This is a genomic window from Mycobacterium venezuelense (genome assembly GCF_054919535.1).
Genome location: NZ_JBONDW010000016.1, coordinates 140,089 through 161,777 on the forward strand (window position 1 = coordinate 140,089; position 21,689 = coordinate 161,777).

The 21,689-nt window shown below is 64.5% G+C and carries 19 protein-coding genes and 1 tRNA gene; 12 read left to right on the forward strand and 8 right to left on the reverse strand.

The genetic code is table 11. From position 1 onward, the window contains the following. Positions 1-19: 19 nt before the first annotated feature. From ACRCUN_RS24330 to ACRCUN_RS24355, 6 genes are all read left to right on the forward strand, one after another. On the forward strand, positions 20-1,684 hold the full coding sequence (locus ACRCUN_RS24330; protein WP_462144175.1) for an alpha/beta hydrolase: 1,665 nt from the start codon (positions 20-22) through the stop codon (positions 1,682-1,684). 56 nt (positions 1,685-1,740) lie between these two features. After that, on the forward strand, positions 1,741-2,202 hold the full coding sequence (locus ACRCUN_RS24335; protein ID WP_462144176.1) for a hypothetical protein: 462 nt from the start codon (positions 1,741-1,743) through the stop codon (positions 2,200-2,202). A 73-nt stretch (positions 2,203-2,275) separates the two neighbouring features. Next, positions 2,276-4,522 carry a TPR repeat domain-containing protein gene (locus ACRCUN_RS24340; RefSeq protein WP_462144177.1) on the forward strand — a complete coding sequence of 749 codons (2,247 nt, stop codon included), beginning with the start codon at positions 2,276-2,278 and terminating at the stop codon, positions 4,520-4,522. A gap of 12 nt (positions 4,523-4,534) precedes the next feature. Beyond that, positions 4,535-5,464 carry a hypothetical protein gene (locus ACRCUN_RS24345; protein ID WP_462144178.1) on the forward strand — a complete coding sequence of 310 codons (930 nt, stop codon included), beginning with the start codon at positions 4,535-4,537 and terminating at the stop codon, positions 5,462-5,464. 1,122 nt (positions 5,465-6,586) lie between these two features. Then, the gene (locus tag ACRCUN_RS24350; RefSeq protein ID WP_462144179.1) at positions 6,587-6,952 is read left to right on the forward strand and encodes a carboxymuconolactone decarboxylase family protein; all 366 of its coding nucleotides are present in this window, start codon (positions 6,587-6,589) and stop codon (positions 6,950-6,952) included. Further along, positions 6,949-7,818: an alpha/beta fold hydrolase gene (locus ACRCUN_RS24355; protein ID WP_462144180.1), complete on the forward strand. Its 870-nt coding sequence runs from the start codon at positions 6,949-6,951 to the stop codon at positions 7,816-7,818. The genes ACRCUN_RS24350 and ACRCUN_RS24355 overlap by 4 nt, the downstream gene beginning before the upstream one ends. A gap of 89 nt (positions 7,819-7,907) precedes the next feature. On the opposite strand, the gene ACRCUN_RS24360 is transcribed toward ACRCUN_RS24355, so the two are convergent. Together ACRCUN_RS24360 and ACRCUN_RS24365 are read right to left on the reverse strand one after the other, a co-directional pair. After that, positions 7,908-7,983: transfer RNA gene (locus ACRCUN_RS24360), tRNA-Thr, on the reverse strand. A gap of 55 nt (positions 7,984-8,038) precedes the next feature. Further along, a complete protein-coding gene (locus tag ACRCUN_RS24365) occupies positions 8,039-9,247 on the reverse strand; it encodes a DNA polymerase III subunit delta' (protein ID WP_462144181.1) in 1,209 nt (402 codons plus the stop codon). Between the two features lie 36 nt (positions 9,248-9,283). Here ACRCUN_RS24365 and ACRCUN_RS24370 point away from each other — a divergent pair, with 36 nt between their 5' ends. After that, the gene (locus ACRCUN_RS24370; RefSeq protein WP_462144220.1) at positions 9,284-10,936 is read left to right on the forward strand and encodes an adenylate/guanylate cyclase domain-containing protein; all 1,653 of its coding nucleotides are present in this window, start codon (positions 9,284-9,286) and stop codon (positions 10,934-10,936) included. On the opposite strand, the gene topA is transcribed toward ACRCUN_RS24370, so the two are convergent. The 3 genes from topA to ACRCUN_RS24385 all read right to left on the reverse strand — a co-directional run bounded on the left by topA (position 10,933) and on the right by ACRCUN_RS24385 (position 14,754). After that, positions 10,933-13,752 (reverse strand): type I DNA topoisomerase, encoded by a 2,820-nt coding sequence (gene topA, locus ACRCUN_RS24375; RefSeq protein ID WP_462144182.1) that lies wholly within the window; start codon positions 13,750-13,752, stop codon positions 10,933-10,935. The two genes, ACRCUN_RS24370 and topA, sit on opposite strands and share 4 nt — an antisense overlap. Positions 13,753-13,855: 103 nt before the next feature. Continuing rightward, on the reverse strand, positions 13,856-14,449 hold the full coding sequence (locus ACRCUN_RS24380; protein ID WP_462144183.1) for a hypothetical protein: 594 nt from the start codon (positions 14,447-14,449) through the stop codon (positions 13,856-13,858). Between the two features lie 101 nt (positions 14,450-14,550). Then, complete coding sequence (locus ACRCUN_RS24385) at positions 14,551-14,754, reverse strand: cold-shock protein (protein ID WP_003882601.1); 204 nt, start codon at positions 14,752-14,754, stop codon at positions 14,551-14,553. Between the two features lie 313 nt (positions 14,755-15,067). Between ACRCUN_RS24385 and ACRCUN_RS24390 the strand changes: the two genes are divergently transcribed. Both ACRCUN_RS24390 and ACRCUN_RS24395 read left to right on the forward strand, forming a co-directional pair. Beyond that, positions 15,068-17,416, forward strand: a complete 2,349-nt coding sequence (locus ACRCUN_RS24390) for a DNA 3'-5' helicase SftH (protein ID WP_462144221.1) — start codon at positions 15,068-15,070, stop codon at positions 17,414-17,416. A 269-nt stretch (positions 17,417-17,685) separates the two neighbouring features. Further along, on the forward strand, positions 17,686-18,711 hold the full coding sequence (locus ACRCUN_RS24395; RefSeq protein ID WP_462144184.1) for a PAS domain-containing protein: 1,026 nt from the start codon (positions 17,686-17,688) through the stop codon (positions 18,709-18,711). Here ACRCUN_RS24395 and ACRCUN_RS24400 read toward each other — a convergent pair. The 3 genes from ACRCUN_RS24400 to ACRCUN_RS24410 are packed head-to-tail and all read right to left on the reverse strand — an operon-like array spanning position 18,708 to position 19,547. Beyond that, positions 18,708-18,989 carry an Rv3654c family TadE-like protein gene (locus tag ACRCUN_RS24400; RefSeq protein ID WP_462144222.1) on the reverse strand — a complete coding sequence of 94 codons (282 nt, stop codon included), beginning with the start codon at positions 18,987-18,989 and terminating at the stop codon, positions 18,708-18,710. The two genes, ACRCUN_RS24395 and ACRCUN_RS24400, sit on opposite strands and share 4 nt — an antisense overlap. Before the next feature lie 55 nt (positions 18,990-19,044). Then, entirely contained in the window at positions 19,045-19,308 is a 264-nt protein-coding gene (locus ACRCUN_RS24405) for a TadE family type IV pilus minor pilin (protein WP_462144185.1), read from the reverse strand. Positions 19,309-19,367: 59 nt separating this feature from the next. Next, entirely contained in the window at positions 19,368-19,547 is a 180-nt protein-coding gene (locus tag ACRCUN_RS24410) for a DUF4244 domain-containing protein (protein WP_462144186.1), read from the reverse strand. Here ACRCUN_RS24410 and ACRCUN_RS24415 point away from each other — a divergent pair. The 3 genes from ACRCUN_RS24415 to ACRCUN_RS24425 are packed head-to-tail and all read left to right on the forward strand — an operon-like array spanning position 19,534 to position 21,680. Then, entirely contained in the window at positions 19,534-21,099 is a 1,566-nt protein-coding gene (locus ACRCUN_RS24415; protein WP_462144187.1) for a recombinase family protein, read from the forward strand. The genes ACRCUN_RS24410 and ACRCUN_RS24415 overlap by 14 nt on opposite strands. 60 nt (positions 21,100-21,159) lie before the next feature. Beyond that, positions 21,160-21,414 (forward strand): hypothetical protein, encoded by a 255-nt coding sequence (locus tag ACRCUN_RS24420; RefSeq protein ID WP_462144188.1) that lies wholly within the window; start codon positions 21,160-21,162, stop codon positions 21,412-21,414. 14 nt (positions 21,415-21,428) lie between these two features. Then, on the forward strand, positions 21,429-21,680 hold the full coding sequence (locus ACRCUN_RS24425; RefSeq protein ID WP_462144189.1) for a MerR family transcriptional regulator: 252 nt from the start codon (positions 21,429-21,431) through the stop codon (positions 21,678-21,680). Positions 21,681-21,689: the final 9 nt, after the last annotated feature.

Here is a 21,689-nt window from a genome sequence, read left to right on the forward strand (position 1 = left end):
TGTCGGTGATACTTGGTTGGTGAGCCTGTTGGACGCGTTTCATACGACGTGGTCCCAGGCGCGTGAAACGTTCGGTCAGGGCGCTCCCGACGACGGGTCGCGTTTCGACGGCAGTTCGCGGCTGCAGCAGATGAAGGCCAGCGTCGAGGCGGCCGCGCCCGACGGCCGCTGGCAAGGGACCGCATCGGAGTCGTATGCGGCGGCCAACAAGGAGCACGCCGCGGTTTACGGCAAGCTCGCCGATTTGGACCGACGGATGGCCGCCGAGGTCAAGAGTGCCGCCGATGTCGTCACGGCCGGGCGCGAGCAGCTTGACCGGACCCGCGGCTGGGTGGTCAGTATGGCGTCGTCGGTGCCCAATACCGAGGCCGGTCAGCGGATGCTGGTCCCGATCGTCAACAAGGGCATCGGTGAGGTGAACGGCATCGTCGAGAAGTCCACGGCGTCGATGACGGAGATCCGCGGGCGCGTCGAAGGGCTCAAAGGCGAGTACGACGCGCTGCGCACGCAGCGGTTCGCGGGTATCGGCGACATCAAGACCGACCGGCCCGACCTGACCATGCCGGTGCCCGAGGACCCGAAGAAGTTCCGTGAGTTCTGGGAGAAGCTGACCCCGGCCGAGCGGGACAAGCTCTACGAACGCGACCACCGGATCGGCAACCACCCGGGAATGCCGTTCGGGGACAACGACAAGAACCGTGGCCGCGACTACTACAACCGCAAGTACCTGAGCGAACTGCGCACGCTCAAGCAGGCCGAGGTGGACCGGACGCAGGCCCGCGTCGACGAACTCATGCGCAAGGTGTACATGGGCGACAAGAGTTCTCGGACCGGCGAGGAGTTGGCGAACGCAGCCGCGGCGCTGCGCGAGTCACGGCACGAACTCGACGGCTACAACGCCGTTCAGGCGACCCTCGACAAAGGCGGGCCGCAACGCTATCTCGGCTACATCGACGATCAGGGGCATGCGTCGGTGTCGATCAACAACCCCGACAACGCTTCTCGGTCGGCCATATTCGTCCCCGGCACCGGGCAGGATATGGCAGCCTTCAACGGCAGCGATGAAAAGTCACTTCGGATGTATCAAGCCGCCCTGCAGGCCGATCCTGCCCTCGCGCCGGGTGATGTCGCGGTGACCACCTGGATGGGCTACGACCGCCCGATGGATCTCGTCGAAGCGGCGAACCCGGAGATGGCCCGCAACGGCGGATCGGCACTCGACACCTTCCTCGACGGACTGCACGCATCGCACAACGGACCGCCCGCGATCGACACCGTGATCGGCCACAGCTACGGGTCCACGCTGGTGGGCGGGGCCGCGACCAACGGAAATCATCTGGCCGCCGACAACGTGATCGCCGTCGGCAGCCCTGGCATGCTCACCGAGAACGCCGGCGGGCTCAACCTCGAACAGGGGGCCAACGTCTACTCCATGACCGCACGCAACGACATCATCGGTTTCGCGACCGATCTGACCCTCGGCGCCGATCCGTACGACACCGAGTTCGGCGCGACCCGGCTGTGGACCGATCCCGGTCCGATGTGGGGCCCGTTCCCCTCGGTGCCCGCGCACAGTAGCTACTGGGATATCGGCAACCCTGGCCTGGCCAACATGGGGGCGATCATCGCCGGGATGCCGCCCGAGCAGATCGTCACGCCGGACGGCCGGGTGGTCGAACCGTGAGGTTTCTTCTGATCGGGCTCTGCCTGTTTCTCGCCGCATGCTCCGGAGGTGAAGCGATGCAACCGAAAGACGTTGTGCCCGAATCACAACAACAAGCCCAGGACACTGTCGTCGGATTGCTCAAGAAAACCCTGAGTGCATTGCCGGCCGGAACGGTCCTGGATGCGACCCGCTACGGCGTTGCCGGCTCCAACAGCTTCTGCGACGACAACGACACCAAACCCACCGCGCCCAAACACTTTCAGACCATCGGTGAGCTCAAGCTGCCGTTGGGCACTGACCCGGGCGCGATCATCGGGAAAGTCGGCGAGACCTGGCGCAGCTGGGGCTGGCGCGTCGAGGAACGCGACGGCTTTCACAAACCCAACCAATTCGGCTACGGGCCCGACGGATACCGCCTCCAGATCATCGTCGCCGCACGCGAAGGTTACCCACCCACACTCCAGGCCAGCACACCTTGCTTCCCTGGAACCATTGCCCGCGACGACGTCGACTTCCCGATGCAACTGCAGGCATAGCCGCCGATTAGTGTCTCTGCCGTAGCTTGACGTCGGCGATACTGAGGTTAGCTGTCCTGGCGAGGGGGTTTCCGTGAGTGCGCTTGATGGGTTCTATTCGACGTGGAACAAGGCCCGCGAGACCTTCGGGCAAGGAACTCCCGACGACGGATCCCAGTTCGACGGCAGCTCACGGCTCATGGAGATGAAAGCAAGCGTCGACGCCGCCGCACCCGATGACCGCTGGCAAGGCTCCGGATCTCAGGCCTACGCCGCGGCCAACAAAGAGCACGCGTCGGTCTACGAGAAGCTCGCCGAGCTCGACAAGAAGATGGCCGGCGAGGTCAAGAAGGCCGCCGATGTAGTGACTGTCGGACGGACCAATCTCGATACGTCCAAGGGCTGGGTCGAGAGCATGGTCAACTCACTGCCCACCGGCCTGTCGGCCACCGATCGCGAAAACAAACTGATCCCCATCGCGAGAGAGGGCATCACCAAGGTCGACAACATCGTCACGTCCGCCACCACCGACATGACGACCATCAAAGGCAACGTCGACAAACTCAAGAGTGAGTACGAGACCGTCCAGAAGACGATGCGGTTTGGGCCGGATAGTGACAAAGAGGGCGACAAGGAAGCAGATGCCCTTGGTTCCAAGGAAGGCGAGGACGAGGAAAAGGACGTCCACGAGCAGGCAGAGCAAGACGTGCAGGATGCGCTCGGAGGAGACAAAGAGGCCGCAGGCCGCGTCGAACAAGTGCTCGACCAAATAACACCCGGCCAAAAGCTGGACGAGAAGCAGGGTGCGTATTTGAGTCAGATGCAAGCTCAGCAGAAAGGTATGACGTTAGAGCGCCTCAAAGAAGTCGAAGGACTCCTTGGCGATCACGGCGACATCCTTGTCGATTCATGGCAATTGATGAGCAATAAAGATGTTGAATTCCCGACCACCGAAACCACCCCCGAAAAGCTCGATGATCCCAATAACGTCTCAAACGGCGGACTTGATAAGCTTCCCGATAGCGTAAAGAACGTGCTCGAATCCTCTGGAGCAAAGTTCACCGGCGAGGCGCAAACTATCGCCAATATGGTTAGCAATGGTGACGAGCGCCTTCAGAAAGGCACGGAACTAGATCGCGCTCTGATAGGGAAGGCCGATGCAATCATGGATACCGGCGTTTGGGAAGCCGATAAGCGAAGTCTCGGAGACGAGAAAATGGGTTACGATCCATTCTTCGATCCGGCGGTATCGGATATTTTCTCCGCCGTCGGCAGGGACCACGAAATTGTTTATGACCATCTCGCGAGTGAGGAAGGCCAAGATTTCCTTCATGACATTAACCATCATGCATGGGGAGATAAGGGGGAATCAGCGGGGTCACTTTTCGAGTGGACTAAGAATGCGTCTGGCCCAGAGGCCGAGTTGGCGGCTGACACCGCTAACATCTATGGCCGATACATTGGTGAGCATGGCAACGAACTACTCGACCTGCCAGGAGAGAAATCGCTCGGCGACGTAAATCCGCAACTCGTACAAGCCTACGGTGCGGGACTGCAGCCGTACCAGGAGGAAATGGTCGGCGAGAATTACGATCCAAATAAGGGCTTCCAGCCAATCGATAATCTCGAAGGCAACATGGACAATACAAAACGTCTATTTGCTGTTATCGATTCCGATCCAACTGCGGCAGAAGCCTTCAACAAATCAGCGTACAGGCATGCGCTTGATTTCCAGGATTCATTTGCCGAGTTAGCCAGCCGCGACCCAAATCTCATAACCACAGACGAGAGGCTTGATGACCTTCAGTCGTCCGCGAGATTGTTAGGCGCAATCAACGGGGGTGCGCAGCTGGAAACGACTGCCCACATCGACAATACACGCGAAGCAGCTTTTCAAGCCGCAAAAGACTCCTACGAATTTCGCAAGAACGTCCTGGAAACGGTCCTAGGTAATGTCCCACATGGCGGACGAGTGTCCCCGCTCGCAGATGACTTTCTGCTTGGCCCTGAGCCAACCATCGACGATATTAAGGTTGACGAAGCAGGTCTGTATACCAACACCGGAATCAGCGCGACCGAAACGCAGGTGCAACGCGTGGTAGCAAATGCCCAGTATGAATTCGCTTCGAGGTTAGCCCCTGCGTGGGATCCGCATTTCGCGCCTCAATTTCTAAATGACGACGGCAAACTAAAGGGGCCGACCGAAATCGATTCCTCCCAGCGCACTTTGTATAACGCGCAGCTTCTTAGCTACACGTCGAAGTTCGGCACCGTCGACTCCTTCATTGGAACGTTCAGAGACGACTTCATGCGCATAAATGGCCTCGACCCTAAAAATTAGGTGCTCAATCTCATGAGACTGAAGTTCGTGACAATGTTGACGGCGGCGATGGTCGCCGCGATCTGCTGTGCTTGTTCGACTAAAGCGCCAGATTTACCCTCCGACATGGGGCCCGCCGCAATAGCTGACCTCATCGCAGGGCCGGAAGGCACCAGATTTCTCGAGGACATCACTGCGTTCGAGTGGTCAGACGAGGGCAGGCAGGCGGGCGATCTAGTCGCATGGGTGGCAAGAGACGCGCGCTCGACCGATCCAAAGTCTGCTGAGCGCGCCGGCCGAACCGCCTATGTCATCGCACAGTTTCTCGCCGATGGCGACACCGCCGTAAAGAGCGCCGGAGAACGAAATCCAACCTTACTTGCCTCCTATGCTGATGCGCTGGTTCCCTACCAAGGCGCGATGATCGGCGATCCCTCCGGCACCTCTGGCTTCACGCCTCTTGATGATCTCAGTGGCAATCTTCCAAGAACATCGTCACTTTTCTCTGTATTCCAAAGAACCGCGGCCGGAAACAACATCTTCGTCGAAGAAGCGAAACGCCGAGCGATCTCCTATGAACAAGAATTTGCGAAGGTGGCCGCCGCTAATTCAACAGAAATTGCCGCAAACGTACAACCGGAACAACTTCTTTGGGCCGCTCGCCTTTTGGGCCTGCTATCTAGAGGAAACCAGCTTGCGCATAATGACCATGACGACATTGCACCTGGTGCGACTACGCAGTTACGTTACGAGGTTGCATCTCGAATGATACGAGGAAGCAACCCTCGCATTAGCCCCGAATTTTTCGCTGTTGATGGTTCATTAATTCCCCCTGGCAATTTGCACGGCGGGCCACTGAATTTGTACAGTGCTCAGCTCATCGGTTATCTCTCGACATACCCCCAGATCGAAGACGCGATTCGGAAGTTCGATCAGGAATTCGCTGCGATCGCTAAGCCATGATGCGCTTAGCAGAATGGGAGCTTGACCGCCTGAAGTTGACAGTTAAGCTACACTGCCACTAGCGGTTGATCACCGAATTGAAGTTAAAAGACGTTAACGGGTTGACCGTTGTCGATCTCTCGTCATATGGGCTTGGCGCCGGCATGCATGATGGCAAGTGTGGTCGGACGGCCGCGAGATGTATCTACAACGGTGCGAAGACACCCGGCGGGTTCCGGAAATTGGGGCCGATGCGTGGACCCAACTGCGTAAGTTCAATCTGCTCCTCAATAATGACGAGGAGTGTTTGGATGACAATGATCAGGCATTCGGTGAGGGCGTTGATCACACTCCTATGCACAGCGCTGGCGACAGCCGCTTGTGTGATGAGCCCAAGCAACCTCCAACTCCACCTGCGGGTTGGCCCGGCGAACTGCCTGATTTCTCGTTCACTTGGACTGCTGAGCCGGGCGTAGATCTCCCGACCGATGGCGCAGCGATTGCCACACGTGCGTATGTTGAGTCATATTTCCTCGCGGTGATCACCGAGAATGCCGATTACCTGTACCCAGGCTTCGATGAGGCGGTAGCACCCGACCAACCAGGCGGGGCGTCGGGCACGCGGGAATTACGTCCGAGGGTTGGCGACTCCGAGCCCGACATCTATGTCGGCACTGTGCGGCATCATATTCTGAATATCACCCGATCCGATCTCGCGGTAACGCTAACCGGATGTGCCTTCACGTATGGTTCTGCAATTAGGGGGCCCCGACGGTATGTACAGTGCAATCGTCGGAGATGCGCTTGCTCCCGGCCCCGGGATTTACCCTATGCGGATCGGCTTGAAAGCCCCGCAGGAGACGCAGCCCGGGCTGCCACCCCAGAAAGGGCCGTCAAAAGCCCCGCTCAACAACGTCTTCGCCGGCTGGACGGTCACTAGTCAGGAGGGCGGTTACCTCTCGACCTCGCGGTGGGCGGATTACGAGCGTGACCGCGCGACGTGTATCGACAAAGCTGGCGGAACTCCCGCAAGCAAGCGCATTCATACGCACGTTCCGTCGCCTGCGAACGAGTTCCCCACGTCACCACCAAGCCCAGGCTGGCCCGCGGCCCCAACCCAGTAGCCATGCCAAGCTGGCAGGCATGACAGATGTCCGTGAGGTAGGTCTTCAGGTCTTTCGTGAGCTGCTGCCAGAGGCGGTGCCGGAAAACGTCGAGGGGGATGGCTCATTCGGTGATGAGTTGTTGGGTATCGGGATCGACAACATCTTCGGCCGGTTGTGGAGTCGTGATGGCCTGAGCCGTCGTGATCGCAGCCTCGTCACGATGGGCATCCTGATCGCCTTGCGGGCCACCGATGAGTTCGAGGCGCACGTCATGATCGCCCGCAACAACGGCCTCACCGAGGATGAGATCGCCGAGGTCGTCTATCACGCCAGCGGCTATGCCGGGTTCCCAAACGCGATGGCGGCGATGAAGGTGGCCAAACGGGTACTAGAAGAACCGTGAGCCCTGTAACCCACCACCGGATCACCGTCGACGGCGTCGACACCTTCTACCGCGCAGCCGGACCCGTCGACGCCCCGGTCCTGCTCCTCCCCCACGGTTATCCTGCCTCGTCGTACGTGTACCGCAATCTGATGGCGAGGCTCGACAGATGGCGAACGATCGCCCCGGATCTTCCCGGATTCGGTTACAGCGCAACGCCTTCCGCGGACAACTTCGGCTACACGTTCGCCGCCTACAGCGAATTCCTGCAGAGATTCGTCGATGCCATGGGCCTGGACCGCTATGTGATCTGGTTGCACGACTACGGTTCTCAGTTCGGCTTCCAGCTCGCCATCGCCAAACCGGAGCGCGTCGCCGGCCTGATCATCCAGAACGGCGACATCTACGAGGACGCCTTCGGCCCGAAATACGACTTCCTCAAAGAGTCGTGGAACAACCCTGGGCCGGACGCCCGGCGCAGGATCGCCCAGCACGTCACGCTGCACGGCTTCGAGACCGAGTTCCGCGGTGAACTACCCGAGGACGTGGCCGACCGCATCAGCCCCGACCTGTGGACCCTGCACTGGTCGCTGATGTCGACGCCGGAGCGCATCGCGAACTTGATTCGACTCCTCGAAGACCAGCCCAACACGCTGCAGTGGTTCCCTGCCGAGCAGGCCTTTCTCCGCGAGCACCAGCCGCCGGCGTTGATCGTGTGGGGCCCACATGACGGCTACATGCCGGAGAAATCGGCCAGGGCTTACGAGCGTGACCTGCCCGACGCGCCGATCCACCTACTCGGAGGTGGCCATTGGCTGCTGGAGACCCATCTCGATGAGGTGGTTCCGCTCGTCGAGGACTTCTTGACGCAGGTTTACGGCGATTGACGCCCCCACTGTCACGGCAGAGTGGCTGTGGATGCGGGAAGCCACTCTGGCGCGACAATCGCGCCGCGGACGTCACAAGCGAGAAATTATGGAGCCACCTGGGGGAATCGAACCCCCGACCTATTCATTACGAGTGAATCGCTCTGCCGACTGAGCTAAGGTGGCGTGCTCGGCGAACCGGGCGGGACGAGTCTACGGCAGAGGCCCGGCACCGCCAAAGTCAGTTCCGCAGCGCCTGCCCCACCGTGGCCACCATCGCGTCGACCGCGAACTTCGGCTTGACGTTGACGGCAAGGGCTTCGCGGCATTCCAGCACCGCTTCGATGCAGCACAGCAGCTTGTCGGGTGACGCGTGGGCGGCCAGGGCCGCGACCTTTTCGGCCATGTCGGGATGGTTGGCCGTGACCGCCGAGGCGCCCGAGGACACCAACAACGCATCCCGGAAGTAGGTCGCCAGATCGATCAGCGCCCGGTCCAGCGCATCGCGTGACGCGCGGGTCTGCCGGGATTTCTGGCGCTTCTCCAACTCCTTGAGCGCGCCGGCCGCCCCGCGCAGCGTCGCGGCAGTGCCCTTACCCGTGCCACCGGCGCCGAGCGCGGTCTTGAGCTCCTCGGTCTCGGTCTCGTTGCGCCCCGCGGTCAATGCGAGGGCCTCCGCCTCGGCGACCGCGACCATCTCTTCAGCGGCCGCATACGCCCGTGACGGCGTCGCGGCATCCCGGGCGAGCCCGAGGGCCCGTTTGCGGCGCTCACGGGCCTCAGGATCGGTCGCGAGGCGTCGTGCCCGGCCGACATGACCCCCGCTGACCGACGCCGCCCAGCGCGCGTCCTCCTCGGGAAGGCCGTCCCCGGAGATCAGCACGTCGGCGATGGCGTCGACCGATGGCGTCGTCAGCGCCACATGCCGGCACCGCGACCGCAGTGTGATCGCGATGTCCTCGGGATCCACCGACGGCGCGCACAGCAGGAAGACGGTCGACGGCGGCGGCTCCTCGACAACCTTGAGCAGTGCGTTCGCCGCGCCCTCGGTGAGCCGGTCGGCGTCCTCGATCACCACGATCTGCCAGCGCCCGGTCCCGGGCCGCCGCGACGCGATCTGGACGATCTCGCGCATCTCCTTGACCGCGATGGACAGCCCCTCGGGCACGATGCGCCGCACATCGGCGTGCGTGCCTGCCATCGTCGTCGTGCACGCACGGCACTGCCCGCATCCCGGCACCCCGTCTGACGTGCACTGCAGCGCCGCCGCGAAGCACAGCGCCGCCACCGAGCGGCCTGAGCCGGGCGGACCGGTGATCAGCCACGCATGTGTCATCGTCCCGGTCGCCGTACCGTTGTGGGCAGAGTCACCACGAGCGGCCGCAGCCGCGGCCACCAGCTCCTGTTCGACCGCGTGCTGGCCCACCAGACGCGAAAAGACACCGCTCATCACCGCCAACAGTAGTGGTCAAGCCGACACAACCTCCTGACAGCGGCGCTGAACGTCCGCCCGGCCCGATACGGTAAACGGGTGACCACGCAGCCCATACCCATCGCGCGAATCGGTTCATTCGCGCGATGGGTGGCGCGTACCCCGTGGCCGGTGTTCACCCTGGGCATGCTGCAGGCCGACATCATCGGCGCCCTGTTCGTGCTGGGCTTCCTGCGCTTCGGCCTGCCGCCGGAGGATCGCATCCAGCTGCAGGACCTTCCCGCCTACAACCTGGCGATCTTCCTGGGCTACTTGTTCGTGTCGTTCATCATCGGCGCGTACCTGAGCTTGCGGCTGCTCATCCCGGTCATCCGGTGGCAACGTCGCGACACCCTGCTCGCCAAGGGCGACCCCGGCATCACGGCCCTGGCCCGCGCCCGCGCGCTCAAGATGCCGTTCTATCGCACGCTCATCAGTGTCACGAACTGGTGCCTTGGGTCGATCGTGTTCATCGTGGCCAGTTGGCCGGTGGCCAGCCAGTCCGCGCCCGTCGTGGCCGTCGCCACCGCATTGGGTGCGACCGCGACCGCGATCATCGGTTATCTGCAGTCCGAACGCGTCCTGCGACCGGTCGCGGTGGCCGCACTGCGTGGCGGGGTCCCGGAGAATTTCCGCGCGCCGGGCGTGATCCTGCGCCAGGTGCTGACGTGGGTGCTCTCGACGGGCGTGCCGATTCTCGCGATCGTGCTGGCCCTGGTCGCGAGCAAGTTCTCGATCCTGACCGCCCCGGCCGACCGGCTCACCACACCGATCCTGCTGCTGGCCATCGCCGCGCTGGTGATCGGGCTGTCCGGCACGGTGCTGGTGGCCATGTCGATCGCCGATCCGCTGCGCCAGCTGCGCTGGGCACTGGGCGAGGTGCAGCGCGGCAACTACAACGCGCACATGCAGATATACGACGCCAGCGAGCTCGGCCTGCTGCAGGCCGGGTTCAACGACATGGTGCGCGATCTGGCCGAACGGCAGCGGCTGCGCGACCTGTTCGGCCGCTACGTCGGCGAGGACGTGGCCCGGCGTGCCCTGGAACGCGGCACCGAGCTGGGCGGCCAGGAACGCGACGTCGCGGTGCTGTTCGTCGACCTCGTCGGCTCCACGCATCTGGCGTCGACGATTCCGGCCGCCGATGTGGTGAATCTGCTCAACGAGTTCTTCCGCGTCATCGTCGACACCGTCAACAAGCACGGCGGGTTCGTCAACAAGTTCCAGGGTGACGCGGCGCTGGCCATCTTCGGTGCCCCCATCGAGCATCCCGACGCCTCGGGCGGGGCGCTGGCCGCCTCGCGTGAACTGCACGACGAGCTGGTCAAGGTGCTTGGCACCGATACCGAGTTCGGCATCGGCGTCTCAGCAGGCCGCGCGATCGCCGGTCACATCGGCGCCAAGGCCCGATTCGAGTACACGGTGATCGGCGACCCGGTCAACGAGGCCGCGCGCCTCACCGAGCTCGCCAAGCTGGAGGAGGGCCACGTGCTGGCCTCGGCGATCGCCGTGAGCGGCGCACTCGACGCCGAGGCGCTGTGCTGGGACGTCGGTGAGATCGTCGAGCTGCGCGGCCGCACCGTGCCCACGCAACTCGCCCGGCCGGTCAACCTGGTGCTGCCGCGCGACCTCGCAGGCGACATCAGCCAGAGCGACCTGACCGGCTAAGCCTTCTTGGCGGCCTTTTTCGCAGGCGCTTTCTTGGCAGGCGCCTTCTTGGCGGCCTTCTTCGCGGCTTTCTTCACCGGCCCGCGGGCACGGCGATCGGCCAGCAGCTCCGACGCCCGCTCGTCGGTGATGGACAGCACGTCGTCGCCCTTGCGCAGGCTCGCGTTGGTCTCACCGTCGGTCACGTACGGACCGAAGCGGCCGTCCTTGATCACCATGGGCTTGCCCGACGCCGGGTCGGTACCCAGCTCGCGCAGCGGCGGTGCCGCAGCTGCTTGGCGACCACGACGCTTGGGCTCGGCGTAGATCTTCAACGCCTCGTCGAGCGTGATGGAGAAGATCTGGTCCTCGGTCGCCAACGAACGAGAATCCGTGCCGCGCTTGAGGTATGGGCCATAGCGGCCGTTCTGCGCGGTGATCTCCTCGTTGTTGGACGGGTCGACACCGACCACCCGCGGCAACGACAGCAGCTTGAGCGCGTCGTCGAGCGTCACCGTCTCGATGTCCATCGAGCGGAACAGTGAACCCGTACGCGGCTTGGGGCCCGTCGGTTTCTTGCCCTTCTTGGCCGGGGTGCCCGCCTCCGGATCCTCCGGCGGCTCGGGCAGCACCTCGGTGACGTACGGCCCGAACCGGCCGTCCTTGGCGACGATTTCGTGTCCGGTCTCGGGGTCGACGCCCAGCGAGCGGCCCTCTTGCGGTGTGGCGAAGAGCTTTTCGGCGAGCTCGAGCGTCAGCTCGTCCGGCGTCAGCTCGTCTTTGAGGTTGGCACGCTGCGGTTTCAATGCGCCGTCCGGAGCCTCAGGATCAATGATCATGCGCTCCAGGTACGGACCGTTGCGGCCCACCCGCACCACGATCGCCCGACCCTCGGAATCGTCAAACAGCTTGATCGAGTTGACTTCTCGTGCGTCGATGCCTTCGAGGTTGCCGCCGACCAGCTTCTTGAGACCGCCGGCGCGCGCGATCGAACCCTCGACGCCGTGGTCGCCGCCGAAGTAGAAGTTGTTGAGCCAGTTGGTCCGTCGCTCCTGGCCGTTGGCGATCTCGTCGAGCTCGTCCTCCATGGCGGCGGTGAAGTCGTAGTCGACGAGGCGGCCGAAGTGCTGTTCCAGCAGGCCGACGACGGCGAACGCCACCCAGGACGGCACGAGGGCGCTGCCCTTCTTCTGCACGTAGCCGCGGTCCTGGATGGTCTTGATGATCGAGCTGTAGGTCGACGGCCGGCCGATGCCCAGCTCTTCGAGGGCCTTGATGAGCGAGGCCTCGGTGTAGCGCGCGGGCGGGCTGGTCTGGTGCCCGTCGGCGGTGAGATCGGCGGCGTCGACGCGCTGGCCCTGTGTGAGGTTGGGCAGGCGGCTCTCGGCGTCGTCCGACTCGCCGCCGGCCAGCTCGTCGATGCTCTCGACGTAGGCCTTGAGGAAGCCCGGGAACGTGATGGTGCGGCCGGACGCGTTGAAGACGACCTGCTCGCCGCCGGCCGCAGTACCCGCGATGCGCAGCGACAGCGTCGTGCCGCGGGCGTCGGCCATCTGCGAGGCCACGGTGCGCTGCCAGATCAGCTCGTAGAGCCGGAACTCGTCGGTGTCGAGCTGCGCGTGCAGCTGGCCCGGTGTCTGGAACACGTCGCCGGCGGGCCGGATGGCCTCGTGCGCCTCCTGGGCGTTCTTGACCTTGCGGGTGTACTGGCGCGGCGTGGGGTGCACGTACTCGTCGCCGTAGAGCTGGCGGGCCTGGTTGCGCGCGGCGTTGATGGCCGACTCCGACAGGGTGGTCGAGTCGGTACGCATGTAGGTGATGTAGCCGTTCTCGTACAGCCGCTGCGCGATGCTCATCGTGCGCTCCGAGGAGAACCGCAGCTTGCGGGCGGCCTCCTGCTGCAGCGTCGACGTCATGAACGGCGCATAGGGCCGACGGGTGTAGGGCTTCTGCTCGACGGAGCTGACGGCCAACTGAGCACCGCGCAGACCCGTCGCGAGCGCGCCCGCGCTGGCCTCGTCGAGCACCAGCACCTCGTCGGGCTTCTTCACCTGGCCCAGCGAGTCGAAATCGCGGCCCGTGGCGACCCGGCGGCCGTCGACGGTGTTGAGCTTCGCGGTGAACCTGGGAGGAGAGGCGTCGGCGTCCGAGACGCTGGCGTCCAGTTCGGCGGTGACATCCCAGTAGCCGGCCGTGCGGAACGCCATGCGCTCGCGCTCCCGCTGCACGATGATGCGCGTGGCCACCGACTGCACGCGGCCCGCCGAGAGCTTCGGGGCCACCTTCTTCCACAGGACCGGGCTGACCTCGTAGCCGTACAGGCGGTCGAGGATGCGGCGGGTCTCCTGCGCGTCGACGAGGTCGTTGTCGAGGTCACGCGGGTTTTCGGCGGCATTTCGGATCGCGGGCTCGGTGATCTCGTGGAACACCATCCGCTTGACCGGGATGCGCGGCTTGAGCGTTTCCAGCAGGTGCCAGGCGATGGCCTCACCCTCGCGGTCACCGTCCGTCGCGAGATAGAGCTCGTCGACGTCCTTGAGCAGGCCTTTGAGCTCGGTGACGGTACCCTTCTTGTCCGGGCTGACGATGTAGAGCGGTTCGAAATCCGCGTCGACGTTGACCCCGAGGCGGGCCCACGGTTCGGATTTGTACTTCGCGGGCACGTCCGCCGCGGCCCGCGGCAGGTCACGAATGTGGCCGCGGGAGGACTCGACGATGTAATTGGAGCCGAGGTAGCTGGCTATTTTGCGCGCCTTGGTCGGCGACTCGACAATTACGAGTCGCCGGACGTTACTTGTTCCCCTACCGCCACCGCGGTCCTGGTCGCCGCCAGCCAACTGTGCCTACGCTCCACTTCTTTAGCTGCCCCGCCTTGCGAGACAACTGCCAATTTCGCATTCCGCGAGATCCTACGCAAACTGGCTCTCCGCTCACGCACTATTAAATACGTGGCCAATGCGCTAACGCCGCGGCGTCCCCCGGCGGTTCCCCCACGTTCTCGACCAGGCGCGATAGGCGCCGTCGACCACTGATCCGCAACGCGGGCCGCGAGCCGCGGGTGCCGATCAACGTCGGTGCGATACCCACCCGCATCATGGCCGACGCCAGGGCCGCGTGCGTGTCGGGGGCATGCGGATCCAGCCCGAGCAGATAGCGGTCGTCGGCCTCGGGCGTCCCGGCCGCCAGCGTCCAGGCGCGCAGCTCGCGCGAGCCCGGCAGCCAGTTCGGTGGGACGGTCTTGACCGCGCCGCGCGTCCAGTCCCGCGCGATCGGCACCAGCTGGGGATCGAGCGCGGTACGCACCAACGGCGTGTTCTCGTCGGTGCGGGCGATCTCGGGCTCCAGGCCGGCCCCCGCGATCATCTCGGCCAACCCCTGGGCACGCCAGAGCTCGTCGACAACCACCGAAATCCGCGCCGCCTGTTCGGCCGAGCTACCCACCAGAACGATCTGGCCGGGGCCAGCCAGCATCCCGGTCAGGTCGGGCACCGCGGGCGGCACCGACTCGGCCGAGAAGAACGACAGCTGGCTCACGAATCGACACTAGGCCAGCCGAGGCCCCAAAAACGAGAACACCCCCGCGGTGTCCGGTGCGGGACTCTCGCGGAGGTGTCTGCGTTGAGTTTTTGTTTGGCTCAGATGGCCCGAACACCCGTGGCCTGCGGCCCCTTGGGGCTCTGGCCGACCTCGAACTCAACCTTCTGGTTCTCCTCCAGGGTGCGGAAGCCGCTGCCCTGGATTTCCGTGTAGTGGACAAACACGTCCGCCGACCCATCTTCGGGCGCGATGAAGCCGAAGCCCTTCTCCGCGTTGAACCACTTCACAGTTCCCTGTGGCATTTCTTGATCTTTCCTTCTCTTCTTACCGGGTGCGGTCCACCGACTTCCGGCGTACCGGGCCCGTTCCGACCGCCATACCTTCGTGGAGTCGTCGGAACTTGACCCGACCTACAACCCTCGCAGGAACCGCGATCGCAACGACGATCCTGCGAGTGCGAGTACAAACACAGAAGCTGCGACCGTCGTTAGTCAATCATGTTCAGGGCTGCCGCGACAGTCTCGACTTGCAGCGTGTGGTGAACAATTCGTTTACAAACCCGAGCAGGCCCCGCCGGGGTGGATGACAGGAGGTCACGACGTGTCGGATCGGGGGCTGGATTTCGGCCGTGAGCTGCTCGCTTGCGCGGTCGAGGGCACGCCTGCCGACGAAGATCCGCTACGCCATGTCGCGGATTTACCTCCGCGTCAGGGCAAACCCCTGTCGTGGCCCGAGTGGGCCGACCCAGATGTGGTGCGCGCGTTGCATGATCGTGGCATCACCGCGCCCTGGTCGCACCAGCTCGCGGCAGCCCAACTCGCGCACGACGGCCGCCATGTCGTGATATCGACGGGCACCGCGTCGGGCAAGTCGCTGGCCTATCAACTGCCGATCCTGTCCGCCCTGGCCGCCGATCCACGGGCCCGCGTGCTGTATCTGTCGCCGACCAAGGCGCTCGGCCACGACCAATTGCGCACCGCGCAGGCGCTGACCGAAAGCGTCACCGCGCTACGGGATGTCGCGCCCGCACCCTACGACGGCGACAGCGCGCAAGAAGTACGGCGTTTTGCCCGCGAGCGTTCGCGGTGGATTTTCTCCAACCCCGACATGATTCATTTGTCGATGCTGCGTAACCACGCCCGCTGGGCGGTGTTCCTGCGCAACCTGAAATTCATCGTGGTCGATGAATGCCATTACTACCGGGGCATATTCGGCTCCAACGTGGCCATGGTGTTGCGCCGGTTGATGCGGTTGTGCGAAAGATACGCGGCGAACGACACCGACCCTTCAACGCCCACGGTGGTTTTCGCGAGCGCCACCACGGCCTCGCCCGCCGAGACCGCCGCCGAGCTGATCGGCCAGACCGTCGTCGAGGTGACCGAGGATGGCTCACCGCAGGGCGCCCGCACGATCGCCCTGTGGGAACCGGCCCTGCTGGCCGATCTCACCGGCGAGAACGGCGCCCCGGTGCGGCGTTCGGCCGGTGCGGAGGCCGCGCGGGTGATGGCCGACCTGATGACCGAGGGCGCGCGCACGCTGACGTTCGTGCGGTCGCGGCGCGGCGCGGAACTCACCGCGCTGAGCACGCGCGCCCGGCTGACCGAAACCGCACCCGATCTGGCCGAGCGGGTGGCCTCCTATCGTGCCGGATACCTCGCCGAGGACCGGCGCGAACTCGAACACCAACTGGCCGACGGCCGCCTGCGCGGCCTGGCCACCACGAACGCGCTCGAGCTGGGCATCGATATCGCCGGCCTCGACGCCGTCGTCATGGCGGGCTTCCCCGGCACCGTCACCTCGTTCTGGCAGCAGGCCGGACGGTCCGGACGACGCGGCCAGGGCGCGTTGATCGTGCTGATCGCGCGCGACGACCCACTCGACACCTATCTCGTGCACCATCCGGCCGCGCTGCTGGACAAGCCGATCGAACGCGTCGTGATCGACCCCACCAACCCGCACGTCCTCGGCCCCCAAATACTCTGCGCTGCCGCCGAACTCCCTCTCACCGAGGCCGAAGTGCGGCTGTGGAACGCCGAATCGGTGGCACAGTCCCTCGTCGACGACGGGCTGCTGCGCAAACGATCGAGCGGGTACTTCCCCGCCCCCGGCGTCGATCCGCATCCCGCCGTCGACATCCGCGGCTCGATCGGCGGCCAGATCGCGATTCTCGAGGCCGACACGGGACGCATGCTCGGCAGCACGGGCGCCGGCCAGGCCGCCTCGTCGGTGCACCCCGGCGCGGTGTATCTGCACCAGGGCGAGAGCTATTTGGTGGATTCGCTGAGCTTCGAAGACGGTGTGGCATTCGTCCACGCGGCCGACCCGGGCTACACCACGTTCGCCCGCGAACTCACCGACATCGCGGTCACCGGTCCCGGCGAGCGGATGACGTTCGGCGCGGTCACCGTTGGCCTGGTACCGGTTTCGGTGACCAACACCGTCGTCGGCTATCTGCGCCGGGCACTGGACGGCGAGGTGATCGACTTCGTCGAACTCGACATGCCGACGCAAACTCTCGACACCATGGCCGTCATGTGCACCATCACGCCAGAAGCACTGCAGGACAACGGTATCGACCCGTTGGCGGTTCCCGGATCGTTGCACGCAGCCGAACACGCCGCGATCGGCCTGCTGCCGCTGGTGGCCAGTTGTGACCGCGGCGACATCGGCGGGGTGTCGACGGCCATCGGCCCCGTCGACGGTTTGCCGGCCATTTTCGTCTACGACGGCTACCCCGGTGGCGCCGGATTCGCCGACCGTGGCTTCCGACGCCTCGAAACGTGGTGGGGCGCGACGGCTGCCGCGATCGAGGCGTGCGAGTGCCCGCACGGTTGCCCCTCGTGCGTCCAATCGCCGAAATGCGGCAACGGCAACGACCCACTCGACAAGTCGGGCGCGGTGCGGGTACTCCGCCTGGTGCTCGGCGCGCTGAGCGAATCCCAGCGCGACCCCCGACCGCGTTGACGACCGACCCCTCGACGGCCGACTACGCGGATCGACAAGAACTTCGGGCACGCCGAGCACACAGGCGTTGCGATGAACGGTCGGACAACGCGATCCGTTCCCAATCCCGGAGGCCGGGTGCAGTGGCAAATTACGTGAACTCACTCATGTTTGCAACTCCTCGCCTCGCCGCGCGGCTTCGCGAGCGCGCGGGAACCGGCAATATGGTGCGGATTTCGTCGTCTCAACGAGTGCAAACGACGACCTTACCGCCGGGTAAAATACTGCGCATGACCCACGACTGGCTGCTCGTGGAGACACTGGGCAGCGAGCCTGCTGTGGTCGCACGGGGCTCCCAAACGAAGAATCTCGTTCCGATCAGCGTATTTTTACGCCGAAATCCGAACCTCATGGCCATCCAGACCGCGATTGGCGAAACCGTACGGGCAGGTCAGGGTCTGTCCAGCATCACCCCGAAGAACGACCGCGTAATCCGCACCGAAGTGGTGCAGATGACCGACGGCCGCATCCACGGCGTGCATGTGTGGATCGGCCCACTCCACGTCGAACCGCCGGAACGCCCGATCCCCGGCCCGCTCAAATGGGACCTCTCGACCGGCATCGCGACCGACACTGCGGAATCCATACGCAACAGCGGGCTGAACCCGGAAACCGAGACCACCGAAGGGCGCGCGTTCGCCGATGATCTGCCGACGCGCGACCTCAACCCCAGCGAGGCCAAGGTGCTGTCGATGACGATCAAACCTCAGCCCGGCAACACCATCTGCACCACGTGGGACGTCACCGACTTCCGGGGCGAACCCATCACGGTGGGGTTCGTGGCGCGCGTCGCGCTCGAACCGCAAGCCGACGGCCACGACCGGCTGATCTGCCGCGCGATGAACTGGCGCAGTGACCGCGAGGCACCCGCTGTGCCGGTGGACTACCTCGCGCAGCGGATCCTCGACGGCCTCGCCCAGCCCGGCGTGCATCGCGCGCTCGTCGATCTCAACAACTGGAAGTTGCTGAAGTGGCTCGACGAGCCGGCGCCGTTCTTCGACTGGCGCAGCCGCGAAGGCGGGCCCGCCCGCATCCATCCGGCCGATGCCCGCCACATGGCCACGATGACAACGGAATTCGCGACCGGCGCCACCACCAAGGTGCTGCGGATGCGGACGACCGATGGCGGCTGGCGCCCCGTACACATGACGATCAACCGGATCGAGCTGGAGCCCGGCACCTACGCGGGACTCCTCGCGCTACGGCTGCCCTCCGACAGCGAGATCGCCGGCGCCGACCTCGACGAGGTGGACTAGGTTTCGACCGGCCCCGCGCGGGTCACGGCACGAGCCGAGCCCGCGCCGAAGCGGCCAAGGGTGACCATGACCTCTACATCGAGCACCACATCGAGCCCGTCGAGCCGGCACGCGGTGACCGTGGTGCGCATCGCCGATGCGATCTCGGCGGCCCTCCCGCATGCCATCTCCGGACCGCCTACGACGGCGCCTGCCGCGGCCAGAGCCGCGAGATCTGCCGCGGCTTGGGCGCGATGACGCGCGATCACGGCGGCCCCCAGATACGCCGCGCCCGTCATGAAGGCCAGCAAGATCGCGATCAGGCCGACGGCCAGCAGGCTGGCCGATCCGCGGTCATCGCACGCCCGGCTCGACGGCGGCGGCCGCCTCGGCCGAGATGGTGAGCCCCGGCAGTGCGGCACGGGCACTGACCTGGGCCAGAACCAGCCCGCCGTCGCGCCGCAGGTCGACCGCGGCACCACGCGGCGCGATGCGGCGCGCGATGTCGGCCGCCGCGCGGTCGTCGCCGCGGGCGGCCAGACGGGCAGCTTCGCGTGCCGCGTCAACGCACCGAACCTGCATCGACACCGTACTGAGGCCGCCAACGCACAACACCATGACAACCACCAACGCCGCGACCGCGAAGGCTGCCTCGACCGTGACCGCACCTCGGTCATCTAGACGTTGGTGTTCAGCGCTCGGGTGATGATGTTGCTCAGCGCGCTGACGATCGAATCCCCGGTGACCACCGTGTACAGGATGGCCCCGAACGCCGCGGCGGCGATGGTGCCGATGGCGTATGCGAATGTTGGGCTTTCAGTCCCAATCGCGTAGCGTACTGCTGTGACATCGAACACGCAACCTCGGGCCTTGATCGTCACCCGCCTCTCACGGGTCACCGAGGCCACGACCAGCCCGGAGAGGCAGTTGGCGGCGTGCAAGGAACTCTGCGCCCGCCGCGGATATCAAGTCGTCGGCGTCGCCGAGGACATGGACATCAGTGCTGGCAAGATCACGCCGTTCGACCGACCGCAGCTCGGTTCGTGGCTGAAGCGTCCCGGCGAGTTCGACGTGATCGTGGTGTTCCGTGTGGACCGCATCGTGCGGCGCCTGTTTGATCTGGCCGACCTAATCAAGTGGTGTCAGGAACACCGTGTGGCCCTCGTCAGCACCTCCGAGGCATTTCTTGATCTCACCGCACCGTTTGGCGACATCATCGCGCTACTCGTCGCCAAGGTCGCCGAGATGGAATTGGTCGCGATCAGCGAGCGCAACCGATCAGCTGCCCAACACAACCTCCGAGCCGGGAAGTATCGAGGCGGCCCAGCGCCGTGGGGCTACATGCCTGTCCACACCGACGAGGGATGGAAACTCGTCCAAGACCCCGAGCAAGTCGTCATCATCCACGAGGTGGTCGAGCGCGTGTTGGGTGGCGAACCTCTGCGCAGTGTTGCCCATGATCTGACCGACCGAGGCGTGCTGACTCCCCGCGACCGATTCGCGCAACTGCGGGGCCGCGAGGCCAAGGGATACACCTGGCACCCCGGAGGCCTGAAACGCGCCTTGACGTCTCCGACGCTGCTCGGGCGCATCGCTGTCAGTGACACATCACTAGGCGCTCAGGGCCGACCTGAGGCCTCCCTAGTCGTGTCCGACGACGGCACTCCGTTCGTACGCACCGAACCGATCATCGCCCGCGACAAGTTCGACCGTGTGGGCGTCGAGCTAGCCGGACGCGAAAACCGCAAGGAGCCGACGAAGCGCACCACCTCGCTACTCCTCGGAATCATCCACTGCGGCGTGTGCGGCAAGCCCGCGTATAAGCTCAAGGGAGGCGAGGGCCGCAAGCCCCGCTACCGCTGCGCGTCAGCGCAGTACAAGAACCCGTGCTCTAACCGCTCGATCCCGCTCGAATACGCCGAGGATGAGGTTGAGTCAAAGATCATGCACGCCTTCGGCTTTCATCCGCGCATGACGCGCGTGTGGTCACCCGGTAGCGATTCCTCGTCAGACCTCGCTGAAGTCAACGCCGTGCTCGCCGACCTCACGGATCAGCTTGGTACACCGGCCTTTCGACGTGGCACGCCGCAACGTGCCCGGCTCGACGCGAAGATCGACGCCTTGGCCGCACGACAAGCCGAACTATCAAGCAAGCCAACGCAACCCGCTGGTTGGACGTATGAGCCGACTGATGAACTCGTCATCGAGTGGTGGGCGACCGCGACCAACGAAGAGCGCAATGTCTGGTTGCGACAGCTGGACATTCGCGTCGAGTGGCGATCACACAGCGAGGGCGCCCGCACCGTGGTCGATGACTTCAAGATGTCGGGTGGCGTCGACGCTCTCGGACGCTTCCTCGAGGACGGCGAGTGGACGGTGCGCGTCGAAGATGACGACGAGAACGAATGAACGAAAGTCTTACCGCCAGTAGGGGTTAGGTTCGCGGTCGAAGTCTCTTACGTTGGCTTCATGACAACGAACACCCACCCCATCACCGCGTACGCGTTCCTCGCAAGCGACCAGGACGAGTCCGACCCGGACCCCATCATTGACGACGCGTTCCCGTCGCTCGCCGACATCACGACCGCCTTGACCAACGTGCTGGGCGTGCCTGTGCAGTCGTCGTATCTCTACATGGACGACGACATGAACGCCACCGTGTGGGCCATCAACGGCCCCGACAACACCCGCATTGCATCCCTGTACGTCGAACTGCCCAACTGAAAGGAATCACGAAAATGACCGCACCCACCAACCTCACCTCGAAGGACGTTGCGACCGCCCTCGGCATCGACCCGAAGGCGCTGCGCGTGTTCCTCCGCACGGGCAAGGCCGACGGCATGTTCACCCGCGACGGCAAGTCCTACGTGTTCACGAAGGCCGACGTTGCGAAGCTCAAGAAGGCTTACACCGCGTTCGTCGCCGAACGTGCCGCATCGAAGAAGGCGAAGGCCGACGACACGAACGAGCCCGAAGCCAAAACCGCGTAATCCGCCGCG